General features: G+C 59.8%; 22 protein-coding genes. 14 read left to right on the top strand and 8 right to left on the bottom strand.

What is annotated here, in order from left to right:
* Nucleotides 1-43: 43 nt before the first annotated feature.
* The 3 genes from J3P82_RS05125 to J3P82_RS05115 all read right to left on the bottom strand — a co-directional run bounded on the left by J3P82_RS05125 (nt 44) and on the right by J3P82_RS05115 (nt 5,986).
* Nucleotides 44-2,599 carry a LuxR C-terminal-related transcriptional regulator gene (locus J3P82_RS05125; protein WP_434561231.1) on the bottom strand — a complete coding sequence of 852 codons (2,556 nt, stop codon included), beginning with the start codon at nt 2,597-2,599 and terminating at the stop codon, nt 44-46.
* 203 nt (nt 2,600-2,802) lie between these two features.
* On the bottom strand, nt 2,803-4,170 hold the full coding sequence (locus tag J3P82_RS05120) for a DUF1329 domain-containing protein (RefSeq protein ID WP_434561229.1): 1,368 nt from the start codon (nt 4,168-4,170) through the stop codon (nt 2,803-2,805).
* A 22-nt stretch (nt 4,171-4,192) separates the two neighbouring features.
* A complete protein-coding gene (locus J3P82_RS05115) occupies nt 4,193-5,986 on the bottom strand; it encodes a DUF1302 domain-containing protein (protein WP_434561227.1) in 1,794 nt (597 codons plus the stop codon).
* 648 nt (nt 5,987-6,634) lie between these two features.
* Between J3P82_RS05115 and J3P82_RS05110 the strand changes: the two genes are divergently transcribed.
* Nucleotides 6,635-7,399, top strand: coding sequence for an N-acetylmuramoyl-L-alanine amidase (locus J3P82_RS05110; RefSeq protein WP_434563702.1), 765 nt, complete (start codon nt 6,635-6,637; stop codon nt 7,397-7,399).
* Between the two features lie 40 nt (nt 7,400-7,439).
* Here J3P82_RS05110 and J3P82_RS05105 read toward each other — a convergent pair whose 3' ends face one another.
* The 4 genes from J3P82_RS05105 to J3P82_RS05090 form a co-directional block, all read right to left on the bottom strand.
* The gene (locus J3P82_RS05105) at nt 7,440-8,351 is read right to left on the bottom strand and encodes an SDR family oxidoreductase (RefSeq protein WP_434561225.1); all 912 of its coding nucleotides are present in this window, start codon (nt 8,349-8,351) and stop codon (nt 7,440-7,442) included.
* Between the two features lie 125 nt (nt 8,352-8,476).
* Nucleotides 8,477-9,379 (bottom strand): alpha/beta fold hydrolase, encoded by a 903-nt coding sequence (locus tag J3P82_RS05100; protein WP_434561223.1) that lies wholly within the window; start codon nt 9,377-9,379, stop codon nt 8,477-8,479.
* Nucleotides 9,379-10,161 carry a class II aldolase/adducin family protein gene (locus J3P82_RS05095; protein ID WP_434561221.1) on the bottom strand — a complete coding sequence of 261 codons (783 nt, stop codon included), beginning with the start codon at nt 10,159-10,161 and terminating at the stop codon, nt 9,379-9,381. Before J3P82_RS05095 ends, J3P82_RS05100 begins: the two co-directional genes overlap by 1 nt.
* A gap of 164 nt (nt 10,162-10,325) precedes the next feature.
* Complete coding sequence (locus tag J3P82_RS05090; RefSeq protein ID WP_434561219.1) at nt 10,326-10,781, bottom strand: flavodoxin; 456 nt, start codon at nt 10,779-10,781, stop codon at nt 10,326-10,328.
* 154 nt (nt 10,782-10,935) lie between these two features.
* Between J3P82_RS05090 and J3P82_RS05085 the strand changes: the two genes are divergently transcribed.
* Both J3P82_RS05085 and J3P82_RS05080 read left to right on the top strand, forming a co-directional pair.
* Nucleotides 10,936-11,412 (top strand): PAS domain-containing protein, encoded by a 477-nt coding sequence (locus tag J3P82_RS05085; protein WP_434561217.1) that lies wholly within the window; start codon nt 10,936-10,938, stop codon nt 11,410-11,412.
* A 38-nt stretch (nt 11,413-11,450) separates the two neighbouring features.
* On the top strand, nt 11,451-12,056 hold the full coding sequence (locus tag J3P82_RS05080; protein WP_434561215.1) for a hypothetical protein: 606 nt from the start codon (nt 11,451-11,453) through the stop codon (nt 12,054-12,056).
* A 7-nt stretch (nt 12,057-12,063) separates the two neighbouring features.
* On the opposite strand, the gene J3P82_RS05075 is transcribed toward J3P82_RS05080, so the two are convergent.
* Nucleotides 12,064-13,023: a MerR family transcriptional regulator gene (locus tag J3P82_RS05075; RefSeq protein ID WP_434561213.1), complete on the bottom strand. Its 960-nt coding sequence runs from the start codon at nt 13,021-13,023 to the stop codon at nt 12,064-12,066.
* Between the two features lie 222 nt (nt 13,024-13,245).
* Here J3P82_RS05075 and J3P82_RS05070 point away from each other — a divergent pair, with 222 nt between their 5' ends.
* From J3P82_RS05070 to J3P82_RS05020, 11 genes are all read left to right on the top strand, one after another.
* On the top strand, nt 13,246-13,815 hold the full coding sequence (locus J3P82_RS05070; RefSeq protein WP_434561211.1) for an antibiotic biosynthesis monooxygenase: 570 nt from the start codon (nt 13,246-13,248) through the stop codon (nt 13,813-13,815).
* Nucleotides 13,816-13,911: 96 nt separating this feature from the next.
* A complete protein-coding gene (gene folM, locus J3P82_RS05065; RefSeq protein ID WP_434561209.1) occupies nt 13,912-14,625 on the top strand; it encodes a dihydromonapterin reductase in 714 nt (237 codons plus the stop codon).
* Nucleotides 14,626-14,645: 20 nt separating this feature from the next.
* Nucleotides 14,646-15,203, top strand: coding sequence for a GTP cyclohydrolase I FolE (gene folE / locus J3P82_RS05060; RefSeq protein ID WP_434561207.1), 558 nt, complete (start codon nt 14,646-14,648; stop codon nt 15,201-15,203).
* Complete coding sequence (gene folX, locus J3P82_RS05055) at nt 15,204-15,584, top strand: dihydroneopterin triphosphate 2'-epimerase (protein ID WP_434561205.1); 381 nt, start codon at nt 15,204-15,206, stop codon at nt 15,582-15,584.
* 99 nt (nt 15,585-15,683) lie between these two features.
* A complete protein-coding gene (locus J3P82_RS05050) occupies nt 15,684-15,980 on the top strand; it encodes a DUF1244 domain-containing protein (protein WP_434561203.1) in 297 nt (98 codons plus the stop codon).
* Complete coding sequence (locus J3P82_RS05045; protein WP_434561201.1) at nt 15,973-16,311, top strand: HopJ type III effector protein; 339 nt, start codon at nt 15,973-15,975, stop codon at nt 16,309-16,311. The genes J3P82_RS05050 and J3P82_RS05045 overlap by 8 nt, the downstream gene beginning before the upstream one ends.
* Before the next feature lie 277 nt (nt 16,312-16,588).
* On the top strand, nt 16,589-17,839 hold the full coding sequence (locus tag J3P82_RS05040) for a 2-aminoadipate transaminase (protein WP_434561199.1): 1,251 nt from the start codon (nt 16,589-16,591) through the stop codon (nt 17,837-17,839).
* Between the two features lie 132 nt (nt 17,840-17,971).
* Nucleotides 17,972-18,946 (top strand): amino acid ABC transporter permease, encoded by a 975-nt coding sequence (locus J3P82_RS05035; RefSeq protein ID WP_186611064.1) that lies wholly within the window; start codon nt 17,972-17,974, stop codon nt 18,944-18,946.
* A gap of 69 nt (nt 18,947-19,015) precedes the next feature.
* On the top strand, nt 19,016-19,744 hold the full coding sequence (locus tag J3P82_RS05030) for an amino acid ABC transporter ATP-binding protein (RefSeq protein WP_434563700.1): 729 nt from the start codon (nt 19,016-19,018) through the stop codon (nt 19,742-19,744).
* A gap of 45 nt (nt 19,745-19,789) precedes the next feature.
* On the top strand, nt 19,790-20,623 hold the full coding sequence (locus tag J3P82_RS05025) for a transporter substrate-binding domain-containing protein (RefSeq protein ID WP_434561197.1): 834 nt from the start codon (nt 19,790-19,792) through the stop codon (nt 20,621-20,623).
* A gap of 56 nt (nt 20,624-20,679) precedes the next feature.
* Entirely contained in the window at nt 20,680-21,963 is a 1,284-nt protein-coding gene (locus J3P82_RS05020; protein WP_434561195.1) for an NAD(P)/FAD-dependent oxidoreductase, read from the top strand.
* Nucleotides 21,964-21,978 lie beyond the last annotated feature (15 nt).

Here is a 21,978-nt window from a genome sequence, read left to right as displayed (position 1 = left end):
GGCAGCCGTATAAATACCAAAGGGCCTCAGCGACCGCTTGTATTCAATTCATGACCCCCATGAGTTTTGCCTTCGCTACCGCTTGAGTACGCCGTTGTACACCCAACTTGCTGTGGATTCGACGCGAGTGTGTTTTTACAGTGTGCAACGAGATGAATAGTTGCTCGGCGATCTGCTGATTCGAATACCCCTGCGCGATCAGCTCAAGCACTTCCAGCTCGCGCTGACTGAGCACGGTTTCTTCAGCCATGGTTATGGGGGGCGCGACTTGCTCTGGGGATTGGATCGCGCCGCGCACCAGGTCAGGTTGGCGCAGACACAGTTCGCGCAGCGCTTGTTGCGCCCGCCAGCAGGCGACACGTTCGGTCCCTTCTTGCAGGAGAGCCCGCGCCTGGGGATGGTCAGCGGACAACCAGACCACTTGCGCCAACACCAGATGCAGTTCGGTTTCCAGGGCATGCATCTCGCAGCGTTGCGCCTGGGCAATCATTTCCCTGAGGCGAGCTTGTGGATCCTGTGCCCGACGCAGGTAGACCTCGGTCAACACCAACAAGTATTCAAGACGCGGAATCAGTTCCAGGGTTGCAGGTGGCGCCTGCTTGGCCTGCGGCCCGCTAAAATGCCGCAACACACGGGTCAAGACTTCATGGGCCAGTTCCGGTCGACCCTGCTGCAACCAGAATTGACAGCTGGTTTGCAGCAATACGCCTCGATATACCGTATCGGGAATATGCCGTTGTTGCATGATCCGCTCGGCGTCACGTAGTTGCATGAACGCCTCGCCGTAGTCACCCTGGTTGGCTGCCAGGCAGGCCTTGCCGAGAAAGCCATAGAGCACCTGTTTGTCATGATTGCGCAGGCCCGCTTCGAGGCCCGCCTGGAAATGCTCGGCGGCCTGCTCGTCAAAGCCCATGCGTAACGCCAAGCGCCCTCGTCGCAAGGCAATCCGCCCCAGCAGCGCGGAAAAATCCTGCCCCGGCTTATCGAGCAATGCCTGGACGGCGTCCAGTAAATGGTCGGCCCGGTGGGGGGCGCCGCGCTGCTCGAGAATCTGGGCGTGATCCAACTCCAGCAGCCCTTCAAACACCAGTGAACCTTGCGCGCGGGCCACGCATAACGCTTGGCGGTTGATCCATTGCGCAGACGTCAAGTCACCTGCCAGCAGCGCCTGTTGCGTCTGTCCGATCAGGCACAGCACTTTCAGGGCCCAGGCCTGCGGATCCAAGTCGATCTGGGCCTGGAGGAAATGTTCACGTGCCTGCCCGCCATCGCCGCGCAGGTGCAACAACCAACCGCGCAAGACCTGCCATCGGGCGATCAGTTGGCGCTGCTGGCAAGCCAAGGGTTGCGGCATGAAGCGGGCCAGCTGTTCGATGCAAGCCTGCGCCTGGTCGAAGCGTCCGGCAAACAGCAAGGCGGTGGTGACCAATCCCACCGACTGCGGCGTCCCGAGTGACAGCGCGTCACCCTGCTGGTCATGCAAGGCCAGCAATAGCTGGGCGTTACTGCCCTGTAGCACATGTTCAAAGTTCAGATGCTGCAAAGAACTGACGGCGGCCTCGAACTCACCGGCCTGCATGGCCTGCGCGAACGCCATTGGCCAGTCCTGCTCGGCGGCGAACCACTGGCAGGCCCGTCGATGCCAGGAACGGCCCTGCGGCCAGGGCTCGTCCCGCACCAGCCGGGCCAGGGGCGGAAAAATTTGCAGCCAGTCCGAGGATTGCTCCCAAGGCTCGATAAAACACCCAAGGTCCAGCAGCAACGGCAGGCATTCGACGCCCACCGTGTCGACGAACAAATGCGCGCAGAGACGGGCGTTGAAGCGCGGCAGATGCGCCAGCACGCGCCAGGCTTGAGCCAGCTCTGGAGTCAACGTGCCAAACAGTTCGTATTCGAGGTAGTCGAGCAATGTGCCGGCCCGACCCGGCGCAGCGTGCCGACGCGCCCATTCACAGCGCTCGAGCAATGTGATGCGTACCCCGGCACACCAGCCACCGCTGCGCTGTATCACTTCACGAGCCGTACGCGCCGCCAACGGCTCGGGCAAGTGACTGAGCAACTGCTGGACATCAATATCGGTGAACACCAGGGTCTTGGCATCGAACTCGTACAATTCGTCATCGAGCAGCAAGCGCGGCCAATTGCAGTGAGGACGACGGCGGCCGTTCAACCACAGGTGCACCATCGGACTGCTGGCGTTCAACAAACGGTCGAGCAGCTGGTCGAGTTCCGGATTGGGCACCCGGCAATAGTCATCCAGAAACAGCCAGGTAGGCGTCTGCAAACGCGCCAGATGGGCCACCAGACTCGATTCATCCGTGACCGGTAATCCGAGGGCCTGGGCGAGGCATTCACACAGTTGCGCCGCATCCATCGCGGCACCCGCCAACGGCAGCCAATGCAACCGGCACTGCGCTGGTGCCTGCAGGAAACATTCGGCGAACAAGGCGCTCTTGCCACTGCCAGCCGGTGCGCAAAGCAGCTTTACGCGGGCCTCGCAAGCCAGCAAAGGTTCGCTCAACGACTTGCGCGGCACATGCGTCGAAGACAGCCGCGGCAGCAGCCCGGGACGGTCCGGACACGGGGTCATGGCGGTCATTGTGCAAGGTCCCTTTTATTGTTGTTCCTTCACCCTAGCCTGTGTCGACCACCTTAGGAGAAATATTCAGCGCGCTGATTGGCGCCCATAAAAAAATGACCGGCAGCCTGGCTACCGGTCATCGGTTTTCTGATTATCCCTGGCGGCGCTTGGGGCCGCCGCGCGGCCCAGCAGGAGCAAGCTCCCTCGCCACAGGGGACGCCTTAGCGCACGCCACTCGAACGCAACGCCGCCGGGGTGTAGTCGGCTGCCCGTGCCTCGAAACCGTACTCGTAGGCGTGTTTCTCTTCGTTCTTCATGCCCAGCGCGATGTAGCGACCGGCAATGATGTCGTAGAGCGCCTCGAGCGTGTAGCCCGGGTTCTGGTGGTCATAGTAGAACTGGGCATGACCTTCCGCCACGCGCCATAACTGGCCGCGACCGTCATAGTGGTCCACCAGCGCCGCTTGCCAGCTGTCTTCGTCGAAGTACATGTGGCGCTTGGCATAGATGTGCCGTTCGCCGGACTTGACCGTACCTACTACTTCCCAGACCCGATGCAATTCGTAGCGGGTCAAGTCCTGGTTGATGTGGCCGGCCTTGATCACGTCATCGTACTTGAGGCTCGGGGAATCGAGTTTGTAGCTGTTGTACGGGATGTACATCTCCTTCTTGCCGACCAGTTTCCAATCGTAGCGATCCGGCGCGCCGGAAAACAGGTCGAAGTTGTCGGAAGTGCGCAAGCCGTCCGCAGCGGTGCCCGGGCCGTCGTATGCCACTTGTGGGGCGCGACGCACGCGGCGCTGGCCGGCGTTGTAAATCCACGCCAGGCGCGGTTCCTTCACCTGGTCGAGGGTTTCATGCACCAGCAACACGTTACCGGCCAGTCGCGCCGGGGCCGTTACCGACTGTTTGAAATAGGTCAGCACGTTGCTGGCCTTTTCCGGATCGGCGTCCTTGATCAGGAACGGCACGGCGATTTCTTCTTCGAAGCGGATCGGCGTGAAGCCACCGTTGGTTTGCGGCGTGGCCTGGGTGATGATGCGCCGCACGTTGCCGCCGTGATAACGGGTGACGTGGTTCCAGAGCACTTCCACCCCGCTCTTGGGAATCGGGAACGCGTAGTAACGGTTGCCAGTGAAATTGGCCAAGCCGTTGCCTTCGTTGATGGCGTTCACATTGAGCGCACTGCGCTTGGCCGACTCGTAGATTTGCGGCGGCAGGCCAACGCTGCGATGGGTCGGGTAGACCGGAATTTTGTAGGTCTCCGGATAGCGCTTGAACATCGCGACCTGGCCTTCGGACAGCTTGTCCTTGTATTTGTCCACGGTCGCGGCAGTGATGGTGAACAGCGGCTTTTCATTGGCGAACGGGTCAGCCAGGAAGCCTTTGCCGTCCACGGCACCGGCGTTTTTCGGGATACCGCCGGTCCAGGCCGGAATCGAGCCATCGGCGTTGCCGGCCTTTTCGGCGCCCAGCGGCGTGAGGCTGGTGCCCAGTTTGTTCGCTTCCTCCGGCGAAACCGCCGCCATCACATTCGCTGCCAGCAGGCTCAGGGCCAGGGCACCGCACTGCAGGATCATCTTGCGCATTGGGTTTTCCTTGTCAGCCAGATCAGAAGTTCACGCCGAAGCTCAGCGCGAGGAAGTCGCGATCTTCGAGAACGTTGTAATCGCCGCCGAAGAAATCGGTGTAGCTCAGGCTGGCGGTGTAGGTGTTGCGGTAATCGGCATCGACACCCAAGCTGACCGCCTTGGCGCCTTCGTTGAACAAGCCGTTGGGGCCATAGCCGGCCACGTCATGGGACCAGGACACGTTGGGCTTGAAGTTCACCCCACCGATGACGTTGGAATAATCGAGAATCGCCCGGGCGCGGTAGCCCCAAGAGGTCGAGGTGACGAAACCATCAGTGTCACCGTTGAAACCATACTGGCCGTAGACCGAATCGCGGCCATAACGCAGTTGGTCTTTCGATTCGAGTCCACCGACATGCACGACTGCCGCCTCGCCCACCACGGTCAGGCGATCGGCGCCCAGTACCTGGTCGAAGAAGTGGGTCAGGGTGCTCTGGACCTGAGTGACTTCCTTGCGGCGGTAGCCGGTGTTATCGGCACCCGGCGAAGTGGCGATGGGTGACGCGGCGCCACCGGCAATCGGATTCACCAATGCGAGGGTGAGGTCGTTGGTGCTGATCTGCACCGGTGCGTTGGGGCGATAGCTGATTTCGCCGGTCCATGCGGTACCGGTGGGCAGCGTGGTGGAGAAACTGGCGCCGTACAGGCGGATGTCTTCAGGGTATTCAAGATAATACCCACCGCGCCCCAGCATCACGCTTTGCGCCAGGCCGGCGCCGCTGCCAGGGGCGATGGCGTTTGCAGTCGCGACCATCCGTGGCAACGCAGCCAGCGTAGAGAGCCCCGCCGTAGTGGTGCCAACGGTCGGCGTGCGGCTGTGATAATTCATGAAGTACAGGCCGTACTCGGTGTCATCGCCGAGCCAGCGCAACGCCGTGCCCCACTGGCCGGAGTCCCGCGCATCGCGGTCACCGCCACGGGGAATGACCACGCCTTCGCTGGTCACTTGGATGCCCTGGCCGAATGCGGTGGTCAACGGCACGAACGGTGCAATCGCCGGGCTGCCTACGGTATAGCCATCGGTGCAACCATCGGCGACCACGTCGTTACCGAAGAAGGTGCCGCAGTTGTCCACAACCGTCTGGTCCCACTCCAGTTGATAGAAGCCTTCAACGGTAAGCTTGTCGGTCAAGCCCTGAGAGGCGAACAGCATGTTCACCGGAATCAGGCCTTCCTTGATCTCCGCCCCCGGACGACGGAATGCCGACACGTCCACCGGATTGATGCTGTTGATGGAGTTGCCGATGAAAGTACTCTCACCCCAACTGACCACCTGCCTGCCGGCGCGCACCGTGCCTGGCAAGTCGGCAATGGAATAGTTGTGATAGACGAAGGCATCGAGAATCTGTGCCCCTGACGACTTGGCGCCCTCCTTGCGATTGCTGTCGCTGATGTCCTTGAACTCGCGGTTTTCATCCTTGAGTTCGAAGTCATACCAATACTTGCCCCGCACGAACACGCCAGTGTCGCCGTACTTGAGTTCCAGGTCATGCAGGCCCTTGAAGATTTTCGAAAAGGTCTCGCCCTTCTTGAAGTTCAACCGCCCATTGTCACCGGTAGAGGACTGGCCCCGACCGCCGTTGACCGTGCCGACAAGGTCACTGTCGGCATCGCGCATGCCCCAGCTCGCGCCAACCGACAGCGAAGAGTCGAACTGACCCTCGATTTCGCCAATATTGAAAGAAACGGCCTGCGCCTGGGCAGAGCAACCCAAGGCCACCGCGACGGCCAGCGCCTGCGGCTTGAAGATGGCGCGCATTGTTATTGTTGTCATGCGTCTTCCCCGGTGAGTGACAGAGGCTTCACCCTACTGCCGCACGCCATGGGCGATAAGCGCACCAAGGAGGTATTCGCGCTGTACCTAAAAAGGATGACAGCCCATGCGGGACTGGCGTCTGCGCGGCGCATGAACGGAACGGATGATGGGTTATCAGCGCCGCGCATAACTGTCGGAGTGCTTGCAACTGTTGCGCGCACTGCAACAGTGCATGTCCGGATCCGGGCTGTTTCCCGAGACACCTGATCCTTATGCTGGCCGGGCTTGCAGGACAACGGGCCTGCAAGTGCCAAGTCGTCATGGCGTCCCTTGCGCCCGGCGCACCGTCATTCGGGTGGATTGCGCATCAATCCATCAGCCCCGTGTTCACTGACGTTGATTTGTAGCTCCTTTACAACGTCACGCTTAGGCCGCTGCTTTTTGCAGCGGCTTTTTTTATGGGCGGGTTATTTAACGCAGGGGAACTCTTCTTTCCTACACGGTTGTCGGAAACGTCCACCGCGCCAGCCACAGCGAAACTTATGGCCTGTTGTATCTTCCTACAACAAAGCCAGAAGCCAACTACGCATGCTTTTAAAACTCACTGTTACGCTGAAATCGTTCGCAGCATTTCGCTTCGATTTAATAACAGCGAGTCGTTTAAAAATGCAGATAAACAACCAAAGCTATCGTTCAAAAACAGGTTATAACAGCCGCGTTCGTTTTTTGGTCTTCCATTACACCGCCGGCAACTTTGCATCGTCCATCAATGCATTAACCGGCCCTTCCGTCAGTGCCCATTACCTCATCCCGGACTTTGCCGATCCGACTTACCTGAAGGCCTGCTTCAAAGAACCACACATCTTCAACCTGGTGGACGAGAACCAGCGAGCCTGGCATGCCGGCGTGAGCAGTTGGGGTAATCGCAACAATCTGAACGACACTTCGATCGGCGTGGAGATTGTGAACCTGGCCACCGATAACCAAGGTCAATTTACTTTTCCGCCCTACAAGGCCCAGCAAATAGAGGCGATCGAATACCTGGCGGCAGACATTCTCAAGCGATATCCGGACATCAGCCCAGTCAATGTGGTGGGCCATTCCGATATCGCCGCCGGGCGAAAGAGTGATCCTGGCCCGATGTTTCCGTGGCACGTACTGTACCTCAAGGGTATCGGCGCGTGGTTCGATGACGCGACTCAGAAGTCTTTTGAGCAGGCGTACCTGGCCAACGGAATCCCCCTGCGGGAACAATTGCTCGGCCTATTCAAGAGGTATGGCTATGACACTTCGGCTGCCACGACAAGTGCCGGCTTCGAGCGTTTGGTAAGGGCTTTTCAGTTGCACTTTCGCCCGGCCAGGTATGACGGTGTGATGGACATCGAGACAGCCGCGAACCTGGCAGCCCTGGTGAAAAAGTACTTTCCGTGAGCCGATTGCTGCTGGCAGCAACCGGCCTGGGCAATAAGACTTAAATGGCGTGGCGTTGCAGGTTCGCCATCATCTCTTTCAAGGCTTCCAGATTGTCGTTCGGGTGTACCGCATCCTGGAAATCGCAGATCTGCTGCCAATGGGCGGCGACGTCTTCAGGGGAAAAACCTTCGCGCGGATCGAACCCCGCGCCCAGGCTGCGCTCCCAGCGCACCTTGCCCATCCAGCCGCCGCCCACTTCGAACAGCCCGGAGGTTTCCTGGCAGGCCTCACTGGCTAGATACACGACCAGCGGACTGACAAGTTCAGGCTTGAGTTGCTCGAACACCTGCGGCGGGATCAAGCCTTCGGTCATGCGCGTGCCGCCCGTTGGCGCGATGGCGTTGACGAGAATGTTGTTCTTGCGGCCCTCAATGGCCAGGGTACGAGTCAGGCCATAAAGGCCAAGCTTGGCCATGCCGTAGTTGGACTGCCCGAAGTTGCCGTAGATGCCGGAGGTGGAGGCGGTGAAAATCACTCGTCCGTAGTTCTGCTCGCGCAGATGTGGCCAGGCGGCACGGGTGACTTTATAGGCCCCCTCGACATGAACGCGGTAAACCAGGTCCCAGTCGGCATCGTCCATCTTGTGGAACGTCTTGTCCCGCAGGATCCCGGCGTTGTTGACGACCACATCAACCCGACCGAACGCATCCAGCGCGTTCTGCACAAGCTTGTCACCGTCGGTGACAGAGTCGTGGTTGGCCTCGGCGATGCCGCCGGCCTCGCGGATTTCTGAAACCACGCGATCGGCTGCCGAAGCGTTGGCGCCCTCCCCTTGAGCCGAGCCGCCCAGGTCGTTGACCAGTACTTTTGCGCCATGCCTTGCGAACAACAGCGCATGGGCACGCCCCAGGCCACCACCGGCTCCCGTAACGATTACGACTTTATCCTCGAAGCGCACAGACTCATTCATGGAAGAACTCCAGCAGGCCAGTAAGACGATGAACAGGAGTGTCCGGTACAAACCCGCCGGTCACAATCAACTCGGCTGAGAGTGAATAGCGCGCAATAAGGTGAGGGGATGATGCAGGCGATACGTCACGAGCAAGCCATTTGCCTGCAAGTCGCGGCAATGACTTCGCGAAACGCCAGGTAATGCCTGAGGACCTGTACCGGTGCCTCGGTGTGCGGATAGTGACCAATGTCGGGCAGTAGCACCGTGTCGGCATTCGGGATAAGGGCGCGGTAACGCGCGACCATATGCGCACCGGAAATCGGGTCGAACGCGCCATCGATGACCCGCATGGGCACACCACCCCTCTGCATCGCATGGACCCAGCGATCACGCTGCACGCGACGCTCCGGAACATACGTGATGAGTCTGTGCATGATCCGCGGACCGCGATGAGTTTCGACCAGGCTCCAGTAATCATCCAGCTCGCTTTCGGAGGGGCCGGTCCTGGGACCGAAGATCTGCCGGAAGCTTTTAACCAGGCCGTCCCGTGAAAACGCCCGGCCAATCAGCCAACCCAAAGGGCTGAGCAACAGTCTTTGCATCAGCACGGGACGATGGGTTTCCGGGAACAGGCCACCGTTGAGAAACACACAACTGGCGACATCGATGCGCGCCTCGCCATGCCGGGCGATCAACTCTTGGGCCACGCTGTCGCCATAATCATGGGCCAGCACGTGGACCCCTTGCGTCACCTTCAGGTGCGCGAGCAAGGCCTGCTGCAAATCCGCCTGTTCCAGCAGGCTGTAGACGTGATCTGCCGGTTTGGCGGAATCACCAAAACCGAGCATGTCGCAGGCAATCACCTGGTAACGCTGTGCCAGTGGCTGCCACAGGTAATGCCAATCCCAACTGGCGGTGGGAAAGCCGTGAATCAGCAATAGCGGCTCGCCGTGCCCCGCCGTCCAGTAGCGGATCGCGTGGCCGCGAAACATGAACGTCTGGCCGCGCTGACGCCAGATACGCAGGGGAATCTGGACCATGGGCATCAGCTTTTATAACCCGTGTCTTGCTGATCGAGCTTACGCAGCAGCGCCGGCCAGGCCAGCGCGCCGCCCATTCCCTGCGCGCTTTTGGTCACCCCGGCGACCATCGCTCGAGCCCCGGCCAGCACCTGTGGCTCGATGGCGATCAACTCGGCACCACCCGTCTGGGCCAGCACCTGGATATCGCAGGCTCGCTGAAAAATGAACATCATCAGAAAGGTATCGGCGATGGCGCCGCCGCAGGTCAGCAGGCCATGGTTATGCAGCATGAGGAAGTTCTTGTCGCCCAGGTCCGCTTGCAAACGAACCTTTTCTCCAGGATCAAGGGCAACCCCTTCATAGGGGTGATACGCCAGGCTCGACAGCACGAACAGCGACTGTTGGCTGATCGGCAGCACCCCTTGCTTCTGTGCCGAGACCGCGACGCCGGCTGCGGTGTGGGTATGCAGCACGCACACCACATCGTGCCGCACCTCGTGCACCGCACTGTGAATGGTAAAACCGGCAGGGTTGATTTCGTAGGGACTGTCCATCAGCTTGTTGCCGGCCTGATCGATCTTGACCAGGCTCGACGCGGTGATTTCATCGAACATCAAGCCGTACGGGTTGATCAGGAACTCTTCAGTGCCAGGAACCTTGGCGGAGATATGGGTGAAGATCAGATCGTCCCAGCCATGCATCGCGACCAGCCGATAACACGCGGCCAGATCGACGCGTGTTTGCCACTCCGCCGCACTGACCTGATCCTTGATACCGGGTGTCGATTGAATGGGGGTTACGCTCACGGCTATGACCTCTGGCTTCTTTTTATGGAAAAGATATCGACGATTTTCGCGAACAAGAAAACCAGTCTAGTCAGCCCCGGCCAGGTCGGTAGTTGCGTTGGCAGCCAGCTTACTGGCCGAGCGAGTCAGCCCGAGCCTGTTTCACATGCGCAGGCTATGTCCTTTCAACCGCGCAACGCATCGACCAGCTCGCCCAGCCAGGGCTCGGCATCGGTCTCAGGTGTCACGCTTTCGCTGGCATCGAGGCGCAACATTGGCAGCACTTCGCGTATCCCCAACTCGGCGAACAACTCGCGCATCTGCTCGCCACCACCGCAGAATGTATCGCCATAACTGGCATCCCCCAGGCCGATGACGGCGCCGGGCAGAGCGCGAAACGACGCGGGCAATTGGTCGCGAATCGTCGAGTACAGTGGCATCAGGTTGTCAGGCAGTTCACCCATGCCCGTCGTCGATGTCACCGCCACCATGGCTTGCGGTTCGAACGCCTGAATATCCGCCAGTGTCGCCCGAGGATTGTGGAATGTTTCGAAACCGGCATCACCCAGCATTTTGGCAGCATGCCGGGCAACTTCTTCGGCCGTGCCGTATACGGAGCCGGAAAGGATGGCGACTTTCATCAATGTGATCCTGGAACTCAATTCAAAGAGTCGGAATAGTAACAGGGCTGTGCGCTTAAGCTGAGATTGACTCTCGACAATCAATGCTGGCAATTGGACACTCTGCGGGATTCTTCTAGAATGCAGCGCACACGGATGTCTAAGGGGAATTTCCATGATTAACGCGCACCTGATGCAACTCGTAATCAACGCTTCGAATGACGGCATTGTCATTGCCGAAAAAGAAGGCGATGAAGACAATATCCTGATTTACGTCAACCCGGCATTCGAGCGGCTGACGGGCTATAGCCGCGACGAAATCCTCTATCAGGACTGCCGCTTCCTGCAGTCGGGCGACCGCGATCAGCCAGCTCTGGAACAGATCCGTATGGCCCTGAAGTTAGGAGGCTCATGCCGGCAAATATTGCGGAACTACCGTAAGGACGGTACGCCGTTCTGGAATGAGTTGTCGCTGTCCACTGTCAAGAACGAGGCGGATGGCCACACGTATTTCGTTGGCGTACAGAAAGACGTAACGGCTCAAGTAAAGGCTCAACAGCGCGTCGCTCAGCTGGAATCAGAGCTGGCCGAAGCCCGGGCGACCATCGCGCGACTCAATACGACGAATGGTGCAAACAAAACGGCGAATTAACGGTCAGTCACTACACTCAACCGTGAAAGTGGCACCTTATGCAGCGCGACGCCCTTCTGACCCAGGATGAGCTGGACTTCATCCGGACCATGCAGCACAACCCGCAGCTCAACGAGCGGGATGTCACGTCTAGCTTGCTGGTAAACGGCGGGTCGCAGATCCGGGATCTATTGACGCGCCTGGCGGCGAATGAACAAGTCACTTTGCAGGCGAATTTCGAAAACCAGCAGATGACGTTTCCGTTGCATCTGGTTGAAGATGAATTCCACGCCATGCACCTTCGCCTGGGTGTGCCGAGCATCTATGAGGACGGACCGAAAATCCGCCCCTGGCGCCTGGCGCTCGACGAGCCGGTAGCCTTGGAAAATGCCAAGGGTCAGCCGGGGGCTTTATGGGTGCACGAAGTGTCTTGCAAGGGCGTACTGCTGGAAATTCGCAACCGTACCAAACCACCCAGACAATTCGTCTCGTGGTTCAGCCCGTCAGGCTACGAGAGGATTTCACTGCGCGGTACGTTCGAGCGAGAAACAGACCAAGGAATGTATGCCTACCATCTGAGCCAGCATGACCAGGACGAAACCGAGCGCCTGCGTCAGTACATCCTTCAACAGCATCGCCTGACCCATCCGACGATGCATCTCTAGCGGTGGTTCAAGTGTCCAGGTTGCCGGCCAGGAATTGACACAAACGCTGGCGCATCACCGTACCTTCATTTCCCAGACAAGCGATCGCTGACCCCGCCAGGCTTTCCTGCGCCAGGTCGGACGCATCGCCGGCGAGCATGACGGGGCAATCCAGGCTCATCGCCAACCGGTTAAGGCGTTTGGGCAGCTCGGCAACTGGCGCATGGTTGGAAACCAGTACCAGCGCCAAAGGCTGCATTTTCTGGCAAACCAGGGTCAGCTCGTCAAAAGGTTGGCCGACCGTCATGACCCTGACGCCGACCTCAGCCTTGGACACATACAGCGCCGTTACCAGCAGCTCCAACTCCCGACACTGGCCCGCAATGGCGCTGACCAGCACACGTCTCGATGAGAAATCTCGCTTGAGCAGCAGTCGCTGCGTTACGCGCGAACGCAGGAAACCATCGAAAAACAGCCATTCACTGGTCTGTCCGAACTCATGTTGGCGTTGCAGTAGCTCTCGCCAGAGCGGCATCAAGATGTCTTGAAATACGACCGGCACGGCATAGCTGGAAAAAATCTGACCGTAGACGCGATCGAGTTCCACGTCGTCAAAGTTACCGACTGCGTCCAGCACCTGGTGTTGCCACTGACTGTAATCGGCGCGTACCAGATCGGAAGAAATGAATTTGGAAACCGGCTGTGCCGATTCTGCCCTGGCGAGGATTTTTCCTACCTTACTCACGGCTACGCCGCGCTCGATCCAGGCAACGATACGGCGGACTTTTTCGACATCGCCCATGGAATACAAGCGATGGCCGCTTTCGGTGCGAGTGGGTTGGATCAGACCATAGCGTCGCTCCCATGCACGCAAGGTCACTGGATTAACACCCGTCAACCGCGCCACTTCACGGATAGGAACCAAGTCTTCGCGCGCCAAGGCGTCGGACACCTGGAACGCGATGTTATCCTCGGTGTTTACGCTCATTCGCGTCGTTTTCCCGACTGAAAAATTGGATCCCATTTTAGCTCTCCCCAAGCACGTCATGACAAGGGCATAACGCGATCAACGCGCGCAATTGTTGTTTTTTACCCGACAGGGAATAATCCTTGCCTACGTCTTGCAATCAGACGCTGCCCATTACCCAGGGGGCGTCTTCCCCGCGAACCTCTTATCCGGAGCGCCGCACATGTAACATGGAGATACAAAATGTCTACCTCTCCCGTCACGCTAATGGTCGCCCGTCGCGTTGCCAACGGGCGCTACCAGGATTTGATTGCATGGTTGCGTGAAGGCGAGCAATTGGCCACCGATTTCGCCGGTTACTTGGGCTCGGGCGTGCTCGCTCCGCCGCCCGACGACGACGAATTCCAGATCATTTTCCGTTTCGCCGACGAGCAGACCCTGCATGCCTGGGAGTACTCCGCCTCGCGCACGGCCTGGCTGGAACGGGGGAGCGAGCTGTTTGCCCAGCCGTCCGAACATAGGGTGCGAGGTATAGATGGCTGGTTCGGCGCGATCGGCCAACGTCCGCCACGCTGGAAACAAGCGGTGGCTATCTGGCTCGCGTTCTTTCCTGTTTCGTTATTGTTCAATTTCCTCTTGGGACCATTGCTCAACGAACTGGGTTTGCTGAGTCGCGTCTTCATCAGCACCCTTATACTGACGCCGCTGATGGTCTACCTGTTTATCCCGATGTCGACTCATTTATTGGCGAGCTGGCTCACTGGCGCATCGCAACGGCCCTTGCCAACCAAGCCTTCCACGCAGAATCATTGAAGCGACACTAAACCGGTGGGAGCCACCGCGCTCCCACGGACTCGTCGCGGCGCCTCGCCTGAAGACTCCAGCCGCTCGTCATAAAGGAACGTATTCGTGAAACAGGGCACAACCGCTCCGATCCTGATCACTGGCGCAGCCCAGCGCGTCGGCTTGCATTGTGCCCGGCGGCTGCTGGAAGACGGGCACCCGGTGATCGCGACGTATCGCACCGAACGTCCGGGCGTACAGGCGCTGCGAGATTTGGGGGCCACGGTTCTGTTTGCCGATTTTGCCAGTGAATCGGGGATTCTCGCGTTTATCGATCAGCTCAAGCAGCATACCCACCAGCTGCGCGCCATTGTGCACAACGCCTCGGCCTGGCTGGCCGAAGCCCCGGGCGGTGAAGCGGACGCCTTCCACGCCATGTTCGGCGTGCACATGCTCGCGCCTTATTTGATCAATCTGCATTGCGTCCAGTTGCTGGAACGGTCGGTACCGGCGGACATCGTGCACATCAGTGACGACGTGACGCGCAAGGGTAGCAGCAAGCATATCGCCTATTGCGCCACCAAGGCCGGGCTCGAAAGCCTGACCCTGTCCTTTGCGGCCAAGTACGCGCCTGCAATCAAGGTCAACGGTATCGCCCCGGCCCTGCTACTGTTCAATCCCGACGATGATGCGGCCTACCGTGCCAAGGCGTTGGCCAAGTCCGCGCTGGGCATCGAACCCGGCAGCGAAGTGGTTTACCAGAGCCTGCGTTATCTGCTGGATAACCCTTACGTTACCGGCACGACGCTCACCGTGAACGGCGGACGGCACATCAAATAGTCCTGTTTCGAGGAAGCACCATGGCGTTATCGCCCCAGCATTACCGCGAGATCCTGATCGGCCTGGGCGAAGATCCGGAGCGCGAAGGCCTGCTGGACACCCCGGTGCGCGCAGCCAAGGCCATGCAGTATCTTTGCCACGGCTATGATCAGAGCGTCGAGCAGGTGGTCAATGGCGCTTTGTTTGCCTCCGACAGCGATGAAATGGTGATCGTTGCCAATATCGAGCTCTACTCACTGTGCGAACATCACCTGCTGCCCTTCATCGGCAAGGCCCATGTGGCTTATATTCCTACGGGCAAGGTCCTGGGACTGTCGAAGATCGCCCGGCTGGTGGACATGTTCGCCCGCCGCCTGCAGATCCAGGAAAACCTCACCCGGCAAATCGCTGACGCGGTGCAACACGTCACCCAGGCCACCGGTGTGGCGGTGGTGATCGAAGCCCAGCACATGTGCATGATGATGCGCGGTGTCGAGAAACAGAATTCGACCATGAACACCTCAGTGATGCTCGGCGCCTTTCGCGAGTCCAGCAACACCCGCCAGGAGTTCCTGCAATTGATTCGACGGAGCCAATAAATGCCACAACTTCAGCCCGCCATGGCGCGTATCAAGATCAAGGACCTGCGCCTGCGTACGTTCATCGGCATCAATGAGGATGAGATTCTCAACAAGCAGGATGTGTTGATCAACCTGACCATTCTCTACGCCGCCCAGGATGCGGTGCGCGACAACGATATCGAGCACGCGCTGAACTACCGCACCATCACCAAGGCGATCATCGCCCACGTGGAAGGCAACCGCTTCGCCCTGCTCGAACGCCTCACCCAGGAGCTGCTTGACCTGGTCATGGCCAACGAGTCGGTGCTGTACGCCGAAGTCGAAGTGGACAAGCCGCATGCCTTGCGATTTGCCGAGTCGGTGTCGATTACGCTCGCGGCAAGCAGGGCTACTTCGTAGCAGCCAAAAGCTTCAAGCTGTAAGCTTCAAGCCTGACCACCGCAAATCCACTCTTGCAGCTTGAAGCTTGCCCCTTGAAGCTGCCTCGCAGAGACCTCCATGAACGACCAACAACGCCTCGAACTCGAAGCCGCCGCTTTCCGTCGGCTGGTTGCCCATCTGGACAGCCGCAAGGATGTGCAGAACATCGACCTGATGAACCTCGCCGGTTTCTGCCGCAACTGCTTGTCCAAGTGGTACAAGGCCGCTGCCGACGAGCGCCAGATCGAGGTCAGCCTCGACGATGCGCGTGAGGTCGTCTACGGCATGCCGTACGCCGAGTGGAAAGCCCAATACCAGAAAGAAGCCAGCGTCGAACAGCAGGCGGCGTTTGCCAAAGGAACTCCCGATGCCTGACCTGAACACCTTCCGCGCCAGCCTCAAAAGTGGCGAACATGTCTTTGCCGATACCCTGGCCTTTGTCGCCGATGGCTACGACTACCAGCCCCGGGCTTTCAACAACGGCGGTGTTGAAAACGTCGCCGGGCAGAATGAAGGTTCGTGCAAGACCCTGGGCCTGGCCCTGCTTGAAGGCTTGAGCGATGAAGAAGCACTCCAGGCGTTTGGCGAGCATTACCGCTCGGTGCTGGCCACGCCCGAAGGCAGCGACCACGGCAATATCCGCGCGTTGATGGCCCATGGTCTCGCCGGTGTGAAGTTCGAGGCGCAACCACTACAGCGTCGCTGATCCGCTTTTCGTGGCGAGGGAGCTTGCTCCCGCTGGGCTGCGCAGCAGACCCAAGCAGTCAGATTCAATTTGCCTGACACACCGGGTTGTGAGATTTCGGGGTCGCTTCGCGCCCCAGCGGGAGCAAGCTCCCTCGCCACAGAAGCGGTTCTGGCAAGCTTCGCACTTATCCACATCCCGACTTTTAAGATTGACCCGGCAACTTTATTTCGTTTGCCGGCTCTCCCTGCTCACGGCTTAGATAAAGGACATCTTTCCTCCGCCGAGCCGTCCATCCATGAGCAGCAAAACCATCAGCCAATCGATTTCCTTCGTTCACCCCGTCAGCCTCAGCCACGGCAGGAACGCCGAAGTCTGGGACGTTGACGGCAAGCGCTATATCGATTTCGTGGGTGGCATCGGCGTGTTGAACCTCGGCCATTGCCACCCACGCATCGTCGAGGCGATCCGCGAGCAAGCCACCCGCCTTACCCACTACGCCTTCAACGCCGCGCCCCATGAGCCCTATATCCAGCTGATGGAGCGCTTGGCCGCATTCATCCCGGTGGATTACCCGATCAGTGGCATGCTCACCAACAGCGGGGCGGAGGCTGCGGAAAACGCCTTGAAAATCGTCCGCGGCGCTACGGGGCGCACCGCAGTGATCGCTTTTGACGGCGGTTTCCACGGTCGAACCCTCGCCACGCTGAACCTCAATGGCAAGGTCGCCCCGTACAAACAAAAAGTCGGCGTATTGCCCGGACCGGTTTATCACCTGCCCTACCCCAGCCAGGACAACGGCGTGACGTGCGCCGAGGCGTTGAAAGCCATGGACAGGCTGTTCAGCGTCGAGATCGACGTGAACGATGTGGCCTGCTTCATCGTTGAACCGGTGCAGGGCGAAGCCGGGTTCCTGGCGATGGACGTGAGCTTCGCCCAGGCGCTGCGACAATTTTGCGACGACAAGGGCATCGTATTGATCGTCGATGAGATCCAGTCCGGCTTCGGCCGCACCGGCCAGCGCTTTGCATTCCCTCGACTGGGCATCGAGCCCGACCTGATCCTGCTCGGTAAAAGCATTGCCGGTGGCGTCCCGCTGGGGGCGGTGGTGGGACGTAAATCGCTGCTGGACACCTTGCCCAAGGGCGGGCTCGGCGGCACTTACTCGGGCAACCCCATCGCCTGCGCCGCCGCCCTGGCGACCCTGGACGAAATGACCGATGCGAACCTGCGGGCCTGGGGCGCCCAGCAGGAAGAAGCGATTGTCAGCCGTTACCAGTCATGGAACAGCCGTGGTCTGTCACCGTACCTGGGCCGGTTGACCGGCGTCGGCGCGATGCGCGGCATCGAGCTGGCCAACGCCGACGGCACCCCGGCGACAGCACAACTGACCCAACTGCTGACCCTGGCACGGGACGCGGGTTTGCTGCTGATGCCCAGCGGTAAGTCGCGGCACATCATTCGCCTGCTGGCGCCATTGACGACTGAGCCGACGGTGTTGAAAGAGGGGTTGGATATTCTGGAGGACTGCCTGGCGAAGCTGTCCTGAAATCCAGGATGCGCTGAGGGACTGACATAACGAATTATGTTCGCTTGTGGTAGCCGATTACGGCTGGCAATACTGGCCAACTGTCCTTGTTGCCGGAAGAGATCGCTGCCACCCCACACGCCCGAGGCATCCATGTATCACGACAATATAATTTATAAGAAAAAGTCCAATGATCCTCGATTCCTGCTGGGAGTAGCCGTGGTGCTGTTCCTGGGTTCATACGTGATGAACCTTGGCAACAGCGCCCTCAGCCACTTTTTGCAACCGCTGCTGGGGAACGCACCGGACAGCCTCGGCGCGCGCAACATCGCCATCGGCCTGGGGATCGCCCTGCTGGGCACGCTGAATTTCCACGTCCTCGGTCGGCTGAAATTCAAGGTGCAGACCACCGTGGTCTGGGTCGAGTTGCTGGTACTGTTCCTGGCGTTCTTCGACACCTTCAATCTCTCCTACAGTTTCATCCTCGACAAGGTCGGTTTCCTGATCATTCAGGGCGCGGCCACCACACTCTACATCTCAGCCATCGCCATCGTGATTGCCTTTGTCCTGGCCCTGGTCGGCGCAGTCGCCAAGCTGTCCAACAACGGTCTGGCCAATGCCTTGGCCTCGTTCTATACCTCGTTCTTTCGTGGCGTGCCGCTGCTGATCCAGATCTACCTTATCTACCTGGGCCTGCCGCAACTGGGTTATGTGGTCGATGCGGTGCCCGCCGGCATCCTGGCCCTGGCCCTGTGCTACGGCGCCTACATGACGGAGATTTTCCGTGCAGGCATCCAGAGCATCCCGGTGGGCCAATGGGAGGCCTCGCGGGCACTGGGCATCAGCCCATTCAAGACCCTGAGCCGGGTGATCATGCCCCAAGCCCTGCGCGTCATCATCCCGCCTACTGGCAACCAGTTCATCGCGATGCTCAAGGACAGCTCCTTGGTGTCGGTGATTGGCGTCTGGGAACTGATGTACCTGGCCAAGACCCAGGGTCGCGCGGACTTCCGCCACTTGGAAATGCTGATCACCGCCGCGATGATCTACTGGGCCCTGTCGTTCGTACTTGAACGGGTGCAGGCGCGGATTGAAAAACGGGTCAATCGATCCACTGCAAGGGGTTGATGCGTGATGACTCGAACCGATACCGCCCGGCATCTCGACCCGGCAACCACTGCCCAGGCCGACGCACCGATGATTGCCATCAAGGGGCTGAACAAGTGGTATGGCAATTTCCATGCGTTGCGTGACGTCGACCTGACTGTCGCACCTGGCGAAATCCTGGTGGTCTGCGGCCCGTCGGGCTCGGGCAAGTCGACGATGATCCGCTGCATCAATCACCTGGAAAACTTCCAGAAAGGCCAGATCCAGGTCAACGGCATCGTCCTCACCAGCGAGGCCGAAAGCGTCAGCGCCGTGCGCCGCGAAATCGGCATGGTGTTCCAGAGCTTCAATCTTTTCCCGCACCTGAGCGTCATCGACAACCTGACCCTTGCCCCGCAACTGGTCCAGGGCGTGTCCAGCGCCGACGCGAAAAAACGCGCCCGGGTCTACCTGGAGCGGGTGCGCATCGCCGAGCACGCCGACAAATACCCCTCGCAATTGTCCGGCGGCCAGCAGCAGCGCGTGGCGATCGCCCGCGCGTTGTGCATGAACCCGAAAGTCATGCTCTTCGACGAGCCCACCTCGGCCCTCGACCCGGAAATGGTCCACGAAGTGCTGGACGTCATGGGCGAGCTGGCCGGCGATGGCATGACCATGATTTGCGTGACCCACGAAATGGGCTTCGCCAGCAAGGTCGCCGACCGGGTGCTGTTCATGGACCAGGGCCAGGTGATCGAACAAGCCACGCCCGCCGATTTTTTCAACAACCCGCAGACCGAACGCGCGCAAAAATTCCTGTCGCAGATCATCGGTCACTGAGAACCGCTTTACCCCGCATAACAATAACGAAAAGTGGAGATGCACATGCTCAGTCAAAAACGCGCAATCACCCTGGCAGCCGCCCTGTCCCTGCTGTTCGTCGGCGCCGCCAACGCCGGGGCGGTCCTGGACAAGATCCAGAGCAGCAAGCAAATGACCGTCGCCACCTCGGCGACATGGCCGCCCCAAGGCTTTATCAACGACAAGAACGAAATCGACGGTTTCGACATCGACGTGTCCAAGGAAATCGCCAAGCGCCTGGGCGTCGCGGTCAAGTTCGTGACGCCGGATTGGGACGTCATCACCGCCGGCAAGTGGAACGGCCGCTGGGACATGTCCGTGGGCTCGATGACCGCCACCACCAGCCGTGCGCGCATCCTCGACTTCCCCGCCACGTACTACTACGTGCCCTATGTGTTCGCGGTCCACAACGACTCGACCTTGACCAACCGCCAGGCACTCAACGGCAAGACCATCGGGGTCGAGGGTGGCACAACGTCCGAAGACTACCTGAACCAGCATCTGGCGATCGAAGCGACCGACATGCCGCCGGTCAACTATGACGTGAAGGCCGGAAAGATGAAGACCTACGCCGGCTCCCTTGGCCCGCTGGATGACCTGCGCCTGGGTAACGGCGTGCGCCTGGACGCGATCCTTACCCAGCGCAGCACCCTGGAAGCGGCCGTCAAGAAGAACTACCCGTTGCGGGCCGTCGACGCGACGGCGGTGTTCTACGAACCGCTGGCCATCGCGACCGACAAGGGCGACCCGGAGCTCAAAGCCAAGCTTGCCGAAATCATCGGCCAGATGCACAAGGACGGCACGCTGACACAGTTGTCGACCAAGTGGTACGGCGTCGATTATTCGGTCGTCAAATAACACCTCGTGCGGGAGCGGGCGTGCTCGCTCCCACTCAATGACTTCAAGGATCGATCATGTCCTTTCCCGCCACCTGGTACTCCCAAACCTCGCTGCCCCGTACAGCCAGGCCAGGACTCGGCAGCGCCGAAGCCTGCGACGTCTGCATCATCGGCGCCGGTATCGCCGGCCTCACGGCGGCGCTGGAACTGACGCAGCGCGGCAAACGCGTGATCCTGCTGGAAACCCATCAAGTCGGCTGGGGCGCGTCGGGACGCAACGGCGGCGTGGTGTCGGCGGGCTGGGCCGAAGGCTCGGCGGCCATTCGTAAAAAAGTCGGGCTGGAGCAGGCCAAGGCACTGTTTCAGATGTCGGTGGAAGGCGTGGAGATCGTGCGCCATAACATGACTAGCCTGGCATTGACCGGTTGCGATCCGTCCGCCGGCACGATCCGGGTCAAGCGCTACGATGACAGCGCCGGTGTAAAAGCCCATATCGAAAACATGCGCCGGGATTTCGGTTACGAACTCAATTTTCTCGACGTCGGCCAAGTGCGTGAACGGGCCCACACCCGCCGCTACTTCCAAGGCATCGAAGACCCCAACGCCCTGCATTTTCATCCCCTGAACTATTGCCTGGGGCTGGCTTCGGTCATCGAAGCGGCTGGCGGGCGGATCTATGAGAACACCAAGATGCTCGCCTGGCACCGCGAGGGGGTCGACAAAGTCATCCGCACCGCCCAGGGTTCCGTGCGCTGCCAAGACCTGGTGTTCTGCGCAGGCGGCTACGGCGGCCCGGAACTGCAAAAGCTCAGCCGCGCCTACTTGCCTATCGCGACCTATGTGGTACTGACCGAGCCGCTGGGCGAATTGATCAAACAAGTTCTCAATTGCAGCGCCGCCTTTTCCGACGACCGTCGCGCCTCGGACTACTATCGCGTCGTCGACGGTGATCGCCTGCTCTGGGGCGGACGCATCACCACCCGCAACGAACAGAACGAAACGGCCCTGGCGGCCATGCTCAAGGCCGATATGGTCTCGGTTTATCCGCAACTGGCGTCGGCGAAGATCGAGTTGGCCTGGTCCGGACTGATGGGTTACTCCACCAACAAGATGCCCAACCTGGGCATGCTGGAACCGGGCGTGTGGGCCTGCACATCATTTGGTGGACATGGCCTGAACACCGGCTCCATCGGCGCCCGGGTCATCGCCGAAGCCGTGTGCGGGGAGAGCGAACGCTACAAGGCCTTCAGCCCTTATTGGCTCGACTGGAACGGCGGGCCGTTCGGGCGCGTCGCGGCGAACGCCATCTATCAATCGTTGAAGGTGATGGATTTTGTTCAGGAGCGGTTACGCGGGTGACGGGCCTCGCTCGGT

Source organism: Pseudomonas sp. Z4-20 (assembly GCF_051131955.1).
Lineage (GTDB): Bacteria > Pseudomonadota > Gammaproteobacteria > Pseudomonadales > Pseudomonadaceae > Aquipseudomonas > Aquipseudomonas marvdashtae.
The sequence above is the reverse complement of the archived record's forward strand: the minus strand, read 5'-3'. Positions and strand labels throughout refer to the sequence as shown.

What these genes read in the sequence shown, in the direction of transcription:
- J3P82_RS05070 (WP_434561211.1), top strand. Translation starts at nt 13,246, where the DNA reads ATGTCTACCTCTCCCGTCACGCTAATGGTCGCCCGTCGCGTTGCCAAC.
- folX (WP_434561205.1), top strand. Translation starts at nt 15,204, where the DNA reads ATGCCACAACTTCAGCCCGCCATGGCGCGTATCAAGATCAAGGACCTG.
- J3P82_RS05105 (WP_434561225.1), bottom strand. Translation starts at nt 8,351, where the DNA reads ATGAATGAGTCTGTGCGCTTCGAGGATAAAGTCGTAATCGTTACGGGA.
- J3P82_RS05040 (WP_434561199.1), top strand. Translation starts at nt 16,589, where the DNA reads ATGAGCAGCAAAACCATCAGCCAATCGATTTCCTTCGTTCACCCCGTC.
- J3P82_RS05090 (WP_434561219.1), bottom strand. Translation starts at nt 10,781, where the DNA reads ATGAAAGTCGCCATCCTTTCCGGCTCCGTATACGGCACGGCCGAAGAA.
- J3P82_RS05025 (WP_434561197.1), top strand. Translation starts at nt 19,790, where the DNA reads ATGCTCAGTCAAAAACGCGCAATCACCCTGGCAGCCGCCCTGTCCCTG.
- J3P82_RS05085 (WP_434561217.1), top strand. Translation starts at nt 10,936, where the DNA reads ATGATTAACGCGCACCTGATGCAACTCGTAATCAACGCTTCGAATGAC.
- J3P82_RS05110 (WP_434563702.1), top strand. Translation starts at nt 6,635, where the DNA reads ATGCAGATAAACAACCAAAGCTATCGTTCAAAAACAGGTTATAACAGC.
- J3P82_RS05100 (WP_434561223.1), bottom strand. Translation starts at nt 9,379, where the DNA reads ATGCCCATGGTCCAGATTCCCCTGCGTATCTGGCGTCAGCGCGGCCAG.
- J3P82_RS05030 (WP_434563700.1), top strand. Translation starts at nt 19,016, where the DNA reads ATGATTGCCATCAAGGGGCTGAACAAGTGGTATGGCAATTTCCATGCG.
- folE (WP_434561207.1), top strand. Translation starts at nt 14,646, where the DNA reads ATGGCGTTATCGCCCCAGCATTACCGCGAGATCCTGATCGGCCTGGGC.
- J3P82_RS05050 (WP_434561203.1), top strand. Translation starts at nt 15,684, where the DNA reads ATGAACGACCAACAACGCCTCGAACTCGAAGCCGCCGCTTTCCGTCGG.
- J3P82_RS05035 (WP_186611064.1), top strand. Translation starts at nt 17,972, where the DNA reads ATGTATCACGACAATATAATTTATAAGAAAAAGTCCAATGATCCTCGA.
- J3P82_RS05115 (WP_434561227.1), bottom strand. Translation starts at nt 5,986, where the DNA reads ATGACAACAATAACAATGCGCGCCATCTTCAAGCCGCAGGCGCTGGCC.
- J3P82_RS05120 (WP_434561229.1), bottom strand. Translation starts at nt 4,170, where the DNA reads ATGCGCAAGATGATCCTGCAGTGCGGTGCCCTGGCCCTGAGCCTGCTG.
- J3P82_RS05125 (WP_434561231.1), bottom strand. Translation starts at nt 2,599, where the DNA reads ATGACCGCCATGACCCCGTGTCCGGACCGTCCCGGGCTGCTGCCGCGG.
- J3P82_RS05045 (WP_434561201.1), top strand. Translation starts at nt 15,973, where the DNA reads ATGCCTGACCTGAACACCTTCCGCGCCAGCCTCAAAAGTGGCGAACAT.
- J3P82_RS05020 (WP_434561195.1), top strand. Translation starts at nt 20,680, where the DNA reads ATGTCCTTTCCCGCCACCTGGTACTCCCAAACCTCGCTGCCCCGTACA.
- J3P82_RS05080 (WP_434561215.1), top strand. Translation starts at nt 11,451, where the DNA reads ATGCAGCGCGACGCCCTTCTGACCCAGGATGAGCTGGACTTCATCCGG.
- J3P82_RS05075 (WP_434561213.1), bottom strand. Translation starts at nt 13,023, where the DNA reads ATGAGCGTAAACACCGAGGATAACATCGCGTTCCAGGTGTCCGACGCC.